This is a genomic window from Paenibacillus donghaensis (assembly GCF_002192415.1).
Classification (GTDB): Bacteria; Bacillota; Bacilli; order Paenibacillales; family Paenibacillaceae; genus Paenibacillus_AQ; species Paenibacillus_AQ donghaensis.
Map to the genome: position 1 here is coordinate 7,810,834 of NZ_CP021780.1, position 13,367 is coordinate 7,824,200.

11 protein-coding genes and 1 riboswitch are annotated in these 13,367 nt (G+C 56.6%); all 11 genes read left to right on the forward strand.

What is annotated here, in order from left to right:
• The first annotated feature begins 48 nt into the window (after positions 1-48).
• The 11 genes from B9T62_RS35415 (at position 49) to purN (ending at position 13,323) form a co-directional block, all read left to right on the forward strand.
• Positions 49-483 carry a universal stress protein gene (locus B9T62_RS35415; RefSeq protein ID WP_087919542.1) on the forward strand — a complete coding sequence of 145 codons (435 nt, stop codon included), beginning with the start codon at positions 49-51 and terminating at the stop codon, positions 481-483.
• A 288-nt stretch (positions 484-771) separates the two neighbouring features.
• A riboswitch (purine riboswitch) is annotated at positions 772-873 on the forward strand.
• 250 nt (positions 874-1,123) lie between these two features.
• On the forward strand, positions 1,124-1,609 hold the full coding sequence (gene purE, locus B9T62_RS35420; protein ID WP_087919543.1) for a 5-(carboxyamino)imidazole ribonucleotide mutase: 486 nt from the start codon (positions 1,124-1,126) through the stop codon (positions 1,607-1,609).
• Positions 1,606-2,841 (forward strand): 5-(carboxyamino)imidazole ribonucleotide synthase, encoded by a 1,236-nt coding sequence (gene purK, locus B9T62_RS35425; protein ID WP_087919544.1) that lies wholly within the window; start codon positions 1,606-1,608, stop codon positions 2,839-2,841. The genes purE and purK overlap by 4 nt, the downstream gene beginning before the upstream one ends.
• Before the next feature lie 6 nt (positions 2,842-2,847).
• A complete protein-coding gene (gene purB, locus B9T62_RS35430; RefSeq protein ID WP_087919545.1) occupies positions 2,848-4,143 on the forward strand; it encodes an adenylosuccinate lyase in 1,296 nt (431 codons plus the stop codon).
• Between the two features lie 597 nt (positions 4,144-4,740).
• On the forward strand, positions 4,741-5,631 hold the full coding sequence (locus B9T62_RS35435) for a phosphoribosylaminoimidazolesuccinocarboxamide synthase (RefSeq protein WP_087919546.1): 891 nt from the start codon (positions 4,741-4,743) through the stop codon (positions 5,629-5,631).
• A 142-nt stretch (positions 5,632-5,773) separates the two neighbouring features.
• Positions 5,774-6,019 (forward strand): phosphoribosylformylglycinamidine synthase subunit PurS, encoded by a 246-nt coding sequence (gene purS / locus B9T62_RS35440; RefSeq protein WP_036680912.1) that lies wholly within the window; start codon positions 5,774-5,776, stop codon positions 6,017-6,019.
• 5 nt (positions 6,020-6,024) lie between these two features.
• Positions 6,025-6,714, forward strand: coding sequence for a phosphoribosylformylglycinamidine synthase subunit PurQ (purQ, locus tag B9T62_RS35445; protein ID WP_087919547.1), 690 nt, complete (start codon positions 6,025-6,027; stop codon positions 6,712-6,714).
• Positions 6,692-8,938, forward strand: a complete 2,247-nt coding sequence (gene purL / locus B9T62_RS35450) for a phosphoribosylformylglycinamidine synthase subunit PurL (RefSeq protein WP_087919548.1) — start codon at positions 6,692-6,694, stop codon at positions 8,936-8,938. The genes purQ and purL overlap by 23 nt, the downstream gene beginning before the upstream one ends.
• A complete protein-coding gene (purF, locus tag B9T62_RS35455; protein WP_087919549.1) occupies positions 8,923-10,419 on the forward strand; it encodes an amidophosphoribosyltransferase in 1,497 nt (498 codons plus the stop codon). The genes purL and purF overlap by 16 nt, the downstream gene beginning before the upstream one ends.
• A gap of 1,249 nt (positions 10,420-11,668) precedes the next feature.
• Positions 11,669-12,709 (forward strand): phosphoribosylformylglycinamidine cyclo-ligase, encoded by a 1,041-nt coding sequence (gene purM, locus B9T62_RS35465; protein WP_087919551.1) that lies wholly within the window; start codon positions 11,669-11,671, stop codon positions 12,707-12,709.
• Positions 12,709-13,323, forward strand: a complete 615-nt coding sequence (purN, locus tag B9T62_RS35470; RefSeq protein WP_087919552.1) for a phosphoribosylglycinamide formyltransferase — start codon at positions 12,709-12,711, stop codon at positions 13,321-13,323. The genes purM and purN overlap by 1 nt, the downstream gene beginning before the upstream one ends.
• Positions 13,324-13,367 lie beyond the last annotated feature (44 nt).

The following is a 13,367-nucleotide window of genomic DNA, read 5'->3' on the forward strand; positions in this document are numbered from 1 at the left end:
TATTATTCCTAATTATCGCTAAACCAAACAGAAGAAGAGGTGGCGTACATGTTATTTTCCAAAATTCTACTCGCCTATGACGGTTCCAAAGCTTCCAACCAGGCATTGGAGCGTGCCATTGAACTGGCGAAGGTTACTCCCGGATCTGCACTGCATGTCGTTCACGCTTTTGAATTCCCGCGGTTCTTCATTGGTGAAGCCCTGGCGCCTCTGCCGGCTTCGGTAAACAAGGATTATTACGATCTGGCTGTCCAAACGACTGAAGAGGTCAAAGGACGTCTGGAAGCGGAGGGGCTTAATCCTGTAGTAGAGCTGCTGCAGGGTTCACCTGCCGAGGTCATTCTGAGATATGCCAAGGAGCAGGCAGTGGACCTGATTATTATCGGCAGCCGCGGGCTTGGTGGCATTCGTGAGTTCGTGCTGGGGAGCGTAAGCCATAATGTGGTACAGAGCGCGCGTATTCCTGTGCTGGTAGTGAAATAATAGACGGATAGAAGAGGAGCGCCGACGCTTGACGGCGTTCCCTTTTTTTAAAAATATAAGAATTTATATGTTTCACGCTATAAATTATCCTTCTATTTCTCGCTGAAACGCCCCGTCCTTTAAAAGGATGGCGTAGCCGTTTCCACTTGGCGGCAACTAAGGCGGACAAGGCTTTTTTGAAGAAAATAAACCAGAATTATGGATTCAATCCGTGCTAAACGCGAACAATCGTTAGGTGTAATTTGACAATGTTCGTGTTTAAGTTGACATCCTATGTAGGCCATTGTTAAACTGAAGTCATAAGCAGCTCGTATAAAACCGGGGATAAGGCCCGGAAGTTTCTACCCGGGAACCGTAAATTACCGGACTACGAGGAAATAGGCTGACAGGAATCAAGCGGATGCTTGCCCGGATAACGGGCTTTGCTGTTGTGCGCGTGGTTACATTTGGTTGTGATATGCGCCGGTGAGCGGCATACGGGACTCCTGTCTTCTGATTCCTTGATGGTCCGATCCTCCCGCAGTGCTATGCGTCTGGAAGTCGGGCTTTTTTTGTCGGATTCTGAGCGGATGCATGAGCCGGGACAACCATACACAAGCTGTAGATATCCCCTTTGAGGAAATGGAAGGTAGGTCGGATCATGTCTGTGCAGGTGGCTGTCATTATGGGCAGTAAATCAGATTGGGAAACTATGGAGCATGCATGCAGCGTGCTGGATGAGCTTGAAATCGCCTATGAGAAAAAAGTCATCTCGGCGCACCGGACGCCGGATCTGATGTTCCGTTATGCGGAGGAGGCGGCGGGCCGCGGCATCGTCGTCATTATTGCAGGCGCAGGCGGCGCTGCGCATCTGCCGGGGATGGTTGCAGCGAAGACGCTGCTGCCGGTGATTGGCGTGCCGGTGCAGTCCAAAGCGCTGAATGGCCTGGATTCACTGCTCTCGATCGTGCAGATGCCGGGCGGCATCCCGGTAGCGACCGTTGCCATTGGCCGCGCCGGGGCCGTGAACGCAGGCCTGCTGGCTGCGCAGATTATCGGCGCGTTCGATCCGGCCGTGAGCAGCCGCGTACAGCGGCGGCGTGAGGCGATCCAGGCTGAAGTGCTGGAAAGCAGCGACAGCCTATGAGGCCCGGGGAGCTGAACGGGGCCGCTCCGGCAGCGCCCCGGACCGTGCTGCCCGGCGCGACGATCGGCGTGCTCGGCGGCGGCCAGCTCGGGCGCATGATGGCGCTCGCGGGCAGCGCCATGGGCTACCGCTTCGTGGCGCTGGACCCCGCGCCGGATGCGCCCTGCGGGCAGGTGACGCCGCAGATTCAGGCGGCGTACAATGACCGTGACGCGGCGAGGGAGCTGGCGCGCCGCGCGGACGTCATCACGTACGAGTTCGAGAACGTGGACGCGGGTGTAGCCGCGCTGCTGACGGAGGAGTCGTACGTGCCGCAGGGCAGCGAACTGCTGTATACGACGCAGCACCGGCTGCGCGAGAAAGCAGCCATCGAGGCGGCGGGCGTGCCCGTTGCCCCGTACCGCAAGATCGGCAGCTTGGCGGAGCTGAAGCAGGCGGCTGCCGAGCTGGGCCTGCCCTGTGTGCTGAAGACAGCCACAGGGGGCTATGACGGCAAGGGACAAGCCGTCATCCGCAGCGTGAGCCAGCTGGAGGAGGTTTACGCCCAGCTGGTGCCGCAAGCACCGGCACAGCAGACCGGCGGCAGCGAAGCAGCCGCTGCCGGAAGCATCCCCGAGCTGGTGCTGGAGAAGTTCATCGCGTTCCAGTGCGAGATCTCGGTCATTGCAGCCCGCAGTGCGTCCGGCGAGGTGAAGAGCTTCCCTCCAGCCGAGAACATCCACGTGAACAATATCCTGCATCTGTCGATTGTGCCCGCAAGGGTGCAAGAAGACATCCAGCGCCGAGCCTGTGAGCTGGCGGAGCAACTGGTCACGCAGATGAACGCGGTGGGCCTCTTGGCGGTTGAGATGTTCGTTACAGCGGAGGGGGAGCTGTTCGTCAACGAGCTGGCGCCCCGGCCGCATAATTCCGGACATTATACGATGGATGCCTGCGCGACCTCACAGTTCGAGCAGCAGGTGCGGGCGATCTGCAACCTGCCGCTCGGGGATACCACGCTGCTGACCCCGGCAGTGATGGTGAATGTGCTGGGCCAGCACCTGGAGGCTGCGGTGCAGCTGCTCAGTACAAATCAAGCCGACAGCCGGCTGGGGGTAATCCCCAAGCTTCATATATATGGTAAGACCGAGAGTACAACCGGCCGCAAAATGGGCCATATCAACCTGCTCTGCAAGGACACCGGAGACGCTCTGTCCTGGGTGGAGGAGCAAACTAACCTTTGGAGGAACTGAACCGATATGATCGAACGTTACAGCAGACCTGAGATGCGGGCCATTTGGACCGAAGACAATAAATTCAACGCCTGGTTGGAAGTAGAGCTGTGCGCCTGTGAAGCCTGGGCAGAGCTGGGAGTCATCCCCCATGAGGATGCGGCGAAGCTGCGCAAGGATGCGAAATATGATATTGCGCGGATCGACGAGATTGAGCTGGAGACCCGCCATGATGTGATCGCTTTTACCCGTGCGGTATCGGAGAGCCTGGGCGCGGAACGCAAATGGGTGCATTACGGCCTGACCTCCACCGATGTTGTGGATACAGCGCTCGGTTACCTGCTGCGTCAGGCCAATGACATTCTCGAACAGGATATCATCCGTTTCATAGAGATTCTGAAAGAAAAGGCACTCGCATACAAGGATACCCCGATGATGGGCCGTACCCATGGCGTACATGCCGAGCCAACGACCTTCGGACTGAAGATGGCGCTCTGGTATGAGGAAATGAAGCGTAACCTGGAGCGTTTCCGCCGTGCGGCGCTCGGTGTACAATTCGGCAAAATCTCCGGGGCTGTCGGCACCTACGCCAACATCGACCCGTTCGTGGAGGAATTCGTCTGCCGCAAGCTGGGCACAAGCCCGGCGCCGATCTCGACCCAGACGCTGCAGCGTGACCGTCACGCTGAATACATGGCGTCGCTGGCGCTGGTAGCCACATCGCTGGACAAGTTCGCTACCGAAATCCGCGCCTTGCAGAAGAGTGAGATCCGCGAGGTGGAAGAAGCTTTTGCCAAAGGGCAGAAGGGCTCCTCGGCCATGCCGCATAAGCGCAACCCGATCGGCTGCGAGAACATCTCCGGTCTGGCCCGCGTCATCCGCGGCCACATGGTGACTGCTTACGAGAACGTACCGCTGTGGCATGAACGTGATATCTCGCACTCCTCGGTAGAACGCATTATTCTGCCGGACGCTACGATGCTGCTGAACTATATGCTGAACCGCTTTGGGAACATCGTGAAGAACCTGACTGTATTCCCGGAGAACATGAAACGCAATATGAACAGCACATACGGTGTGCCTTTCTCCGGCCGCATCTTGACCAAGCTGATCGACAAGGGCTTTAGCCGCGAGCAGGCGTACGATACCGTGCAGCCGCGTGCAATGCAGGCCTGGGAAGAGCAGACTCAGTTCCGCTCTATTGTGGAAGCTACGCCCGAGATTACCAATGTGCTCAGCCCGGAAGAGATTGAGGATGCGTTCAGCCCGGTGTGGCATCTGAAGCATGTTGATACCATCTTCCGCAAGCTGGAGCTTATCTAACTGGACCTTATCTAACTCCAAAAGTGCAGTTAGTGGTGAACTGGGGAACGCAGTACTAAAAAGAAACTGGCTGAGAAGTAACGTAGAGGAAGTTTGGAACTGGAGAAGCGTCAGCGTTCGCCTTTATTCTCAAATTCGTTACTACTTAGGTCCCACCGAGGATTTAGCGTGTTGCCCTGGAACCTTCGGAGTAATTAGATGCGAAACTGCAACTAATTTCCGCCGAAACACCCATTATCAGGAGAACAAGTGCAAATCTGCAACTAAATTCGAGTAAATCGCTTCTTTAACGCTCAGAACCAGAAAATAGATGCGTTTTTGCACTTATTTACCCCGAAACGGAAAAAATCGGCTAAATAGATGCAGTTTTGCAACTAAATCTGTGAATTCGACTAATGAGGCGAGCATGCTGCTAAGTCTTGGATGCTCTTATCCTACGGTGGCCTAAGTAGTAACCAAATTTCAACCTATAAAGGTTTAATTCAATTAAGAAATTTGAGAATAACAGCGATCGGAAGTCCAAACATTCCTCGAAGTTACTTTTTGAAGACCAGTCTTCTTTCATAGCAAGATCATTAGTTCAAGGGAGGAAAGGTCATGACATCACCGGCCGTATCCACTGCCGTGGAACTTGTAAATGCGCCGCTGCTCTATAAAGGCAAGGTTCGTGAGCTGTACGATTTGGGGGAACAGGTGCTGATCGTGGTCACGGACCGGATCTCCGCCTTCGATTATGTGCTGGACCCGGCGGTGCCGGAGAAGGGCAATGTGCTCAACCGGCTGAGCGCGTTCTGGTTCGGGAAGACCCGGGAGCTGATCGAGAATCATGTGGTGCATATCGACGTCGATCAGTTGGGGGATGCCGTTAAGGACAAGGAAGCACTGCGCAACCGTGTTATGGTGGCACGCAAGGCCGAGCGTATTGATATCGAATGCGTAGTCCGCGGATGTATTACCGGCGGCGGCTGGAGACAATATGAGCAGACCGGCAAGGTCAACGGAATTGAGCTGCCAAGCGGCCTGCGCAAAAACGCCCAGCTCACTGATCCGATCTTCACCCCGGCGGCCAAAAACGATGTCGGCCACGACGAGGACATTCCTTTTGAGCGGATGCAGGAGCTAGTCGGTGCCGAGCTGGCGCTCGAGCTGAAGGAGAAGAGCCTGCAGCTGTTCGCTTTCGCCAGAGCCTACTGCGCCGAGCGGGGCATCATACTGGCAGACTGCAAGTTCGAATTCGGGCTGCTGGACGGTAAGGTGATTCTGATCGACGAGATTTTTACACCGGATGCTTCCCGCTTCTGGGCCAAGGAGAATTACGCGCTTGATATCGAGATTGACAGCATGGACAAGGAGCCGGTCCGGACGTACCTGTCCGCTTCCTCCTGGGACAAGAACAGCAAACCTGATCCGCTGCCGCAGGACGTTGTGGAAGAAACGACCCGCCGCTACCTGGACATTTACCACCGTCTGACCGGGCATTCCCTGTAGGCGAAAATATAGCTGCAACTTTTACCAAAGTAATTCAAGAAGCCCATGCTAATAAAACTTAAGTGTATGCTTCCGAAGCGAGTTTTACCGAAGTATTTCAAGAAGCCCATGCTAATAAAACTTTAGGGGGAACGACAAACGTATGTTAAAAGCGACCGTGTATGTCACCATCAAAAAAAGTGTGCTTGATCCTCAGGGCGTAGCCGTGCAGGGAGCCTTGCATTCTGTTGGATTTCAGGAAGTGGAGAGCCTGCGGATCGGCAAATATATGGAACTGACGCTGGATACGGATAACCGGGCGGAAGCAGAAGTGCGCCTGAAGGAAATGTGCGAGAAGCTGCTGGCCAATACGGTGATCGAGGATTACCGCTATGAATTGGAGGACTAGACATCATGAAATTTGCGGTACTTGTTTTTCCGGGCTCCAATTGTGATATTGACTGCTACAAGGCGGTAGAGGACACGCTCGGCGAACCTGTCGATTATGTGTGGCATACGGCGACCGATCTGTCGGCCTATGATTGTATTCTGGTACCAGGTGGCTTCTCCTATGGCGACTATCTGCGCTGCGGCGCGATTTCGCAGTTTGCTCCCGTCATGGCTGAAGTGGCCAAAGCGGCGGAGCAGGGCAAATTCGTGCTCGGTATCTGCAACGGCTTCCAGATTCTGACCGAAGCGGGCCTGCTGCCGGGTGCGCTGCTGCGCAACAATTCGATGAAGTTCCGCTGTCATGACACGGTGCTTAAGGTCGTTAATAATGAAACCCCGTTTACTATTGACTACGCTAAGGATGAAGAGATTATCATCCCGATCGCCCATGGCGAAGGCAACTATTACTGTGATGAGGCTACACTGGCTGAACTGCAGGCCAATAACCAGATTGTGTTCACTTACAGCGACAACCCGAACGGGTCTGTAGCCGATATTGCCGGTGTCAGCAATGTACAGGGCAATGTGGTGGGCATGATGCCGCATCCGGAGCGTGCGGCAAATGCGCTGCTCGGCTCGGAGGATGGCAAAAGAATGTTTACATCGATACTGAAGACCTGGAGGGAACGTTATGACGCAGCAAGTATCCGTTAAAGAACCGACCGCAGAACAAATTGCGGAGCAGAGAATCTACAGCCAATTCGGCGTGTCGGACAGCGAATATGAGCTGATTACCACCTTCATGGGCCGCAAGCCGAACTACACGGAGATTGGTGTATTCAGTGTTATGTGGTCCGAGCATTGCGCCTATAAGAATTCGAAGCCGCTGCTGCGCCGTTTCCCGGTAACCGGAGAGCGCGTGCTGATGGGACCGGGCGAAGGCGCGGGTATTGTCGATATCGGTGACAACCAGGCGGTTGTGTTCAAAATCGAAAGCCATAACCACCCTTCGGCGGTAGAGCCTTTCCAGGGCGCAGCAACAGGGGTAGGCGGAATTATCCGCGATATCTTCTCCATGGGCGCACGGCCGGTGGCCCTGCTGAATTCCCTGCGTTTCGGCAAGCTTGAGAGCGACCGGGTGAAATATTTGTTCGAGCATGTCGTGTCGGGGATCGCGGGTTATGGCAACTGTATCGGGATTCCGACCGTTGGCGGCGAGATTATGTTCGATGACAGCTACGACGGCAATCCGCTCGTCAATGCGATGTGTGTCGGACTGATCGATCATGACAAAATCCAGCGCGGTGTCGCCCAAGGCGTCGGCAATCCGGTCTTCTACGTTGGTCCTCCTACCGGACGCGATGGCATTCATGGCGCGACCTTCGCATCCGTTGAACTGACCGAGGAATCGGAAGCCAAACGGACGGCTGTTCAGGTTGGCGATCCGTTTATGGAGAAGCTGGTGATGGAATCCTGCCTGGAGCTGATCGACAGCGGCATCGTTATCGGCATTCAGGACATGGGCGCAGCAGGCCTGACCTGCTCCAGCGCCGAGATGGCCAGCAAAGCGGGCAACGGGCTGGAGCTGTACCTGGATCAGGTGCCGCAGCGTGAGGACGGCATGACGCCCTATGAGATGATGCTCTCCGAATCCCAAGAGCGGATGCTGTTTGTGGTCGAGCCGAAGGATGAGGCGCAGGCCCAGGAGATTTTTGACCGCTGGGGCGTGATCTGCTGCAAAGTGGGCAAGGTGACGGATGACGGACGCTTGAAGCTGTATCATCACGGTGAAGTTGTCGGTGACATGCCGGTCACAGCGCTGGTGGATGAGTGCCCGGTATACGACAAGCCGTCGGCGGTGCCCGCTTATTATGAAGCGAGTGCAGCGATAGATACATTGCGTTATGAAGAGGTTGCCGATCTTGGCGGCGCGCTGCGCAAGATCCTCTCTTCGCCAACGGTGGCGAGCAAAGCCTGGGTATACAACCAATACGATTACATGGTTCGCACCAGCACGGCGGTTCGTCCAGGCTCGGATGCGGCAGTAATCACGATTCCGGGTACTCGCAAAGGGCTGGCTATGACTACGGACTGCAACGGCCGTTATGTCTACCTGGACCCTGAAGTCGGCGGACGGATTGCTGTCAGCGAAGCGGCTCGCAACATTGTCTGCTCCGGCGCACAGCCGCTGGCGATCACGGATAACCTGAACTTCGGGAATCCGGAGAAGCCGGAGATCTTCTGGCAGATGGAACGTGCGGTAGACGGGATGGCGGAAGCTTGCCGTGTGCTGGATACGCCGGTTATCGGCGGAAACGTCAGCTTGTATAACGAGAATGCCTCCGGGGCGATCTATCCAACACCGGTTGTCGGTATGGTAGGCCTTGTGGAGGATACCGATCATATTACGACCCAAGCGTTCAAGCAAGAAGGCGATGCCATTCTGCTGCTTGGCGTAACCAAAGCTGAGCTGGGCGGAAGTGAGCTGCAGTACGCGGTTCATGGAGTAACTGAAGGACGCCCGCCGGCGCTTGATCTGGCTACGGAGAAAAAACTGCTGGAAGCTGTGCTGGGTGCGATCCGTGGCGGATTGGTGCGTTCGGCGCATGACCTGTCCGAAGGCGGACTGGCGGCGGCGCTGGCGGAGAGCTGCATCAGCGGCGGAATCGGCGCGAATGTGGACCTGTCCGCAGGCGGACTGCGTCATGACGTTGCCCTGTTCAGTGAGAGCCAGTCGCGTATTGTACTGACTGCTGCCCCTGAACGGGCGGAGGAACTGAAGGCTGCAATTGCGGCCGGCGGAGTGCCGGTTGAAATCATCGGAGCCGTAGGCGGAGACAGACTGCGGGTGAACCTGGACGGCACAGCTGTGCTGGACGAGCCTGTGGCTGAATTGAAATTCATTTGGGAGGATGCCATTCCATGTCTTATGAAATAAAGACCGGGAAAGAGCAGGCGGACCCTATCCTGTGGACCGGCGACTTTTACAACGAAGGAACGGGCTCGGGAGATATTTTTGACACATTAAAAGAGGAATGCGGCGTATTTGGAGTCTACGGACATCCGGAGGCCGCTTCTATGTCCTATTACGGGCTGCATGCCCTTCAGCACCGCGGCGAGGAAAGTGCCGGCATCTGTGTGGCGGATGGACGTGATTTCAACTACCACCGCGGCATGGGGCTGGTAAAGGAAGTGTTCGACAAGGATAAAATCGCTTCGCTGGTCGGCGACATGTCGATCGGGCATGTGCGCTATTCGACCAGCGGTGATAGCCGGCTGACCAATGCACAGCCACTGGTCTTCAAGTATCGCGATGGCGATCTGGCGATTGCCACCAACGGCAATATCGTTAACGAGCCGCTGATCCGCAAAGAGCTGGAGCGCAGCGGCTCAATCTTCCAGACCACCAGTGATACCGAGGTGCTGGCGCATCTGATTGCACGGTCGCAGAAGGATTTCGTTGAAGCGACCAAGGATGCGCTCAGCCAGCTGGTCGGCGGCTTCGCCTTCCTGCTGATGACCAACGACAAGCTGCTGGTTGCTTCGGACGCGCACGGCCTGCGTCCGCTTGTTATGGGTCGGCTGGGCGATGCATATGTCTTTGCCTCCGAGTCATGCGCGCTGGAAGTGATCGGCGCGAAGCTGGTCCGCGACATTGAGCCGGGCGAAGTGCTTGTGCTGGATAAGGACGGCCTCCGCGAGGATCGCTTCACCGAACCGAAACGCAAGGCGCTTTGCGCCATGGAATATATCTACTTTGCGCGTCCCGACAGCGATCTGAACGGCTCGAACCTGCACTCCGCCCGCAAGCGGATGGGCAGCCGGATGGCATTGGAAGCGTTCGTTGACGCTGATATTGTGACCGGTGTGCCGGACTCCAGCATCTCGGCGGCCATCGGGTACGCCGAGCAGACCGGCATCCCTTACGAGCTTGGGCTGATCAAGAACAAATATACCGGACGCACCTTCATCCAGCCGAGCCAGGAGCTGCGCGAGCAGGGAGTGAAGATGAAGCTTAGCGCCGTGCGCCGTGTCGTCGAAGGCCAGCGTGTCGTCATGATCGACGACTCCATTGTGCGCGGCACCACCTCGCGCCGGATCGTCAACCTGCTGCGCGAGGCAGGCGCGGCTGAGGTTCACGTGCGGATTACCTCGCCGCCGTTCAAGAATCCCTGCTTCTACGGCATCGATACGCCGGACCGCCGCGAGTTGATCGCTTCTCGGCAGTCGATTGAAGAGATGTGCCAGGAGATTAACGCCGATTCGCTCGCGTTCTTGTCGCCAGAGGGATTGATTACCTCCATTGGCGGTTATAATAGCGGCGACTACAAGGGCGGGCTGTGCCTGTCCTGCTTCGACAATGATTACCCGACGCAGGTGGATTTTGGCGGGGAAGAGAAGGACGGCTGCTCCTGCTAAGCGTGCTGATCCCCCTAGCTTGTGCCCATCCCCCTAAATCCCCCTTTCCAAGGGGGACCCCGGAGGGCGCTGCCCTCCGGCCACTCGAAAGCTCGGCGGTAGGAGTTGGGTTTTAACTTGCTAAGTGGGGGCTAGGTGTGTGTGCTCGCTTTGTCCCTGTATGCTGCGCACGGACGGGACACGCTTAACGGCGCTTCCTTTCTGCTGGCGGCATGCAGCCACGCCAGCCCCTGGCTAGTCCGCCTGCCCCCTGTTTGCTGCGCAAATGCGGTGTGCGGCGGACGCGCCGGGCTAAAGCCCTTGGCGGCAGCTGCGCCCGCCGCCCTGAACTAGTACAGCATCTCAGTTCTTATCGGGGCGTGCTCCTGATCTGTAAGCAGGGTTGCGTGTAACGTTTGGAACCCGCATTAAAGAAAGGTGACCTCCGGAGCGACGCAGGACCGCAGGCTTCAACTCAGCGGACCATATACATTTCACCGCCTGCCCCAAATTCCTGCAATTATGCAGTTTTTTTCGGGCAAAAACGGTCTTCGGGAGCCTAAGCCTGCAAAAGTGCAGGAATTTACGCCCACAGCGCTGGTTTGCAGACCCAACCGCCGGAAAACCTGTACTTTTGCAGGAATTAAGCGATCTAGGGAAAGAGGAGAGAAAATTCCTGTACTTATGCAGGAATTTCTCTTCGGGTGAGTCTGCCGACCCTTCGTCCACAGGCTTTGGTCTTGGAAGCTGGGGAACGGGAAAAGAACTTATGAAAAGTACTACTGGCCCGCCTGCCCCCTGTTTGCTGCGAAAATGCAGGGAGCGGCGGATGGCGCCGGGCTAAAGACCTTGGCGGCAGCTGGGCAAGCCGCCCGAGGCTAGCCGGCCTGCCCCCTGTTTGCTTCGCAAATGCGTGGGGCGGCGGACGCGCCAGGGGAGGTGCTCGGCTTCGCAGAGCACCGAATCCTGTGCTGTGCAAGGCGTGGGAATCCGGCTTGCAGGAGGTCTCTACCGGGGGTTGGAGTTGTGGAGAGGAAGTTGGAACTGGAGAAACGTTAGCGTTCGCCTGAAAGCTTTCCGAAGGAAAGCTCCTTCGTAAGCATACGCTAGGTTTGGATTTCTACCGCCAAGAGCGGTTTCAATCAGGAAATCCAAACATAACAGCGATCGGAAGTCCAACTGTCCTTGTAACAATGATGCCCCCCCAAAGAGGGCCGGATACATCCGAATTCCCCCACGCTCTAAACTAAATTAAATGAGGTGTCCAACAGTGTCGGAAGCTTATAAGAATGCCGGAGTCGATATTGCGGCTGGCAACGAAGCGGTAGAACGCATGAAGAAACACGTGAAACGCACGTACCGTCCCGAGGTCATGACCGAACTGGGCGGATTCGGCGGCTTGTTTGGCCTGAATAAGGACAAATATGAGGAGCCTGTGCTGGTCTCGGGAACCGACGGTGTGGGCACGAAGCTCAAAATCGCGTTCGCGGCAGACCGCCACGACACCATTGGCATCGACGCGGTAGCCATGTGTGTGAACGATATTGTCGTGCAGGGCGCAGAACCGTTGTTTTTCCTCGATTATCTGGCCTGTGACAAAGTGATTCCGGAGAAAATCGAAGCGATTGTGGCCGGGATTGCCGAAGGTTGCCACCAGGCGGGCTGCGCGCTGATCGGCGGCGAAACAGCGGAAATGCCGGGCATGTACGCGGAAGGTGAATATGACATCGCCGGATTTACCGTAGGCGTAGCCGATAAGGCCAAGCTGGTAACAGGCGTGGATATCGCTTCTGGAGATACGGTGATTGGTCTGGCATCCAGCGGCATTCACAGCAACGGCTATTCGCTAGTGCGCAAGCTGCTGCTGGAGGACGGGGGATACGAGCTGAATGAGGTGGTGCCGGAGTTGGGCGCACCGCTGGCAGATGTACTGCTGGCTCCGACCCGGATCTACGTGAAGCCGCTGCTGGCGCTGCTGGAGCAGCTTACAGTCAAAGGCATGGCGCATATTACCGGCGGAGGCTTCATCGAGAATATTCCCCGGGTGCTGCCGCAGAACGTGGATGTAGAGGTGAATTACGGCTCATGGCCGATCCAGCCGATCTTCGGCTTGATGCAGAGCAAAGGCAATATCAGCAACCGCGACATGTTCACAACCTTTAATATGGGCATCGGGATGATTGTTGTGGTAGCGGCAGAGGACGGAGAACGCGCACTGGAGCTGCTGAAATCGAGCGGTGAGGAAGCTTATCTGATCGGTACTGTAAAAGAAGGCGAGCACAAGGTTACCTTTACAGGAGCTGAAGTGTGATGGAGTGGAGCCGGATCGCTGTGTTCGCCTCCGGGCAAGGCAGTAATTTCGCCGCGCTGGCTGCGGCGCAGCGGGGCGGCAGACTCGGGTCAGGACGCATCGAGCTGCTGGTCTCGGACAAGCCGGAAGCGCCGGTGGCGCAGCGCGCGGAGGAAGCGGGCGTGCCTTCACTCCTGCTGCGGCCGAAGGATTTCGCCAGCCGTGAACTGTATGAAGCTGAGATTGTAGCCGAGCTGCAGCGCCGGGAGATCGGACTAATTGTACTGGCTGGCTACATGCGGCTGATTACGCCGACTTTGCTTGTTCCATACGCGGGACGGATCATCAACATTCATCCTTCGCTGCTGCCTGCTTTTGCCGGCAAGGATGCGATTGGCCAGGCGCTGGATTACGGCGTGAAGCTGACGGGCGTTACGGTGCATTTTGTCGACGGAGGCATGGATACCGGACCGGTCATCGCCCAGCGCGGTGTGCAGGTAGAGGAGCAGGATACTGTAGAATCGCTGGCAGAACGTATCCATCAGGTGGAATATGAGCTGTACCCGCAGGTGGTAGCTGAAATGGCGGCCGGGCGGGTGGGGCTGACGGGCAGAAAGACGGTTATCCGCAAGTAGTAATATAATCATACCAAGCTTGTTATCCCAAAGGAGGACTATTC

Excerpts from the sequence above, each read along its gene's own strand:
- B9T62_RS35435 (WP_087919546.1), top strand. The coding sequence starts at position 4,741 with ATGACATCACCGGCCGTATCCACTGCCGTGGAACTTGTAAATGCGCCG.
- purF (WP_087919549.1), top strand. The coding sequence starts at position 8,923 with ATGTCTTATGAAATAAAGACCGGGAAAGAGCAGGCGGACCCTATCCTG.
- purN (WP_087919552.1), top strand. The coding sequence starts at position 12,709 with ATGGAGTGGAGCCGGATCGCTGTGTTCGCCTCCGGGCAAGGCAGTAAT.
- purL (WP_087919548.1), top strand. The coding sequence starts at position 6,692 with ATGACGCAGCAAGTATCCGTTAAAGAACCGACCGCAGAACAAATTGCG.
- B9T62_RS35415 (WP_087919542.1), top strand. The coding sequence starts at position 49 with ATGTTATTTTCCAAAATTCTACTCGCCTATGACGGTTCCAAAGCTTCC.
- purK (WP_087919544.1), top strand. The coding sequence starts at position 1,606 with ATGAGGCCCGGGGAGCTGAACGGGGCCGCTCCGGCAGCGCCCCGGACC.
- purE (WP_087919543.1), top strand. The coding sequence starts at position 1,124 with ATGTCTGTGCAGGTGGCTGTCATTATGGGCAGTAAATCAGATTGGGAA.
- purS (WP_036680912.1), top strand. The coding sequence starts at position 5,774 with ATGTTAAAAGCGACCGTGTATGTCACCATCAAAAAAAGTGTGCTTGAT.
- purQ (WP_087919547.1), top strand. The coding sequence starts at position 6,025 with ATGAAATTTGCGGTACTTGTTTTTCCGGGCTCCAATTGTGATATTGAC.
- purB (WP_087919545.1), top strand. The coding sequence starts at position 2,848 with ATGATCGAACGTTACAGCAGACCTGAGATGCGGGCCATTTGGACCGAA.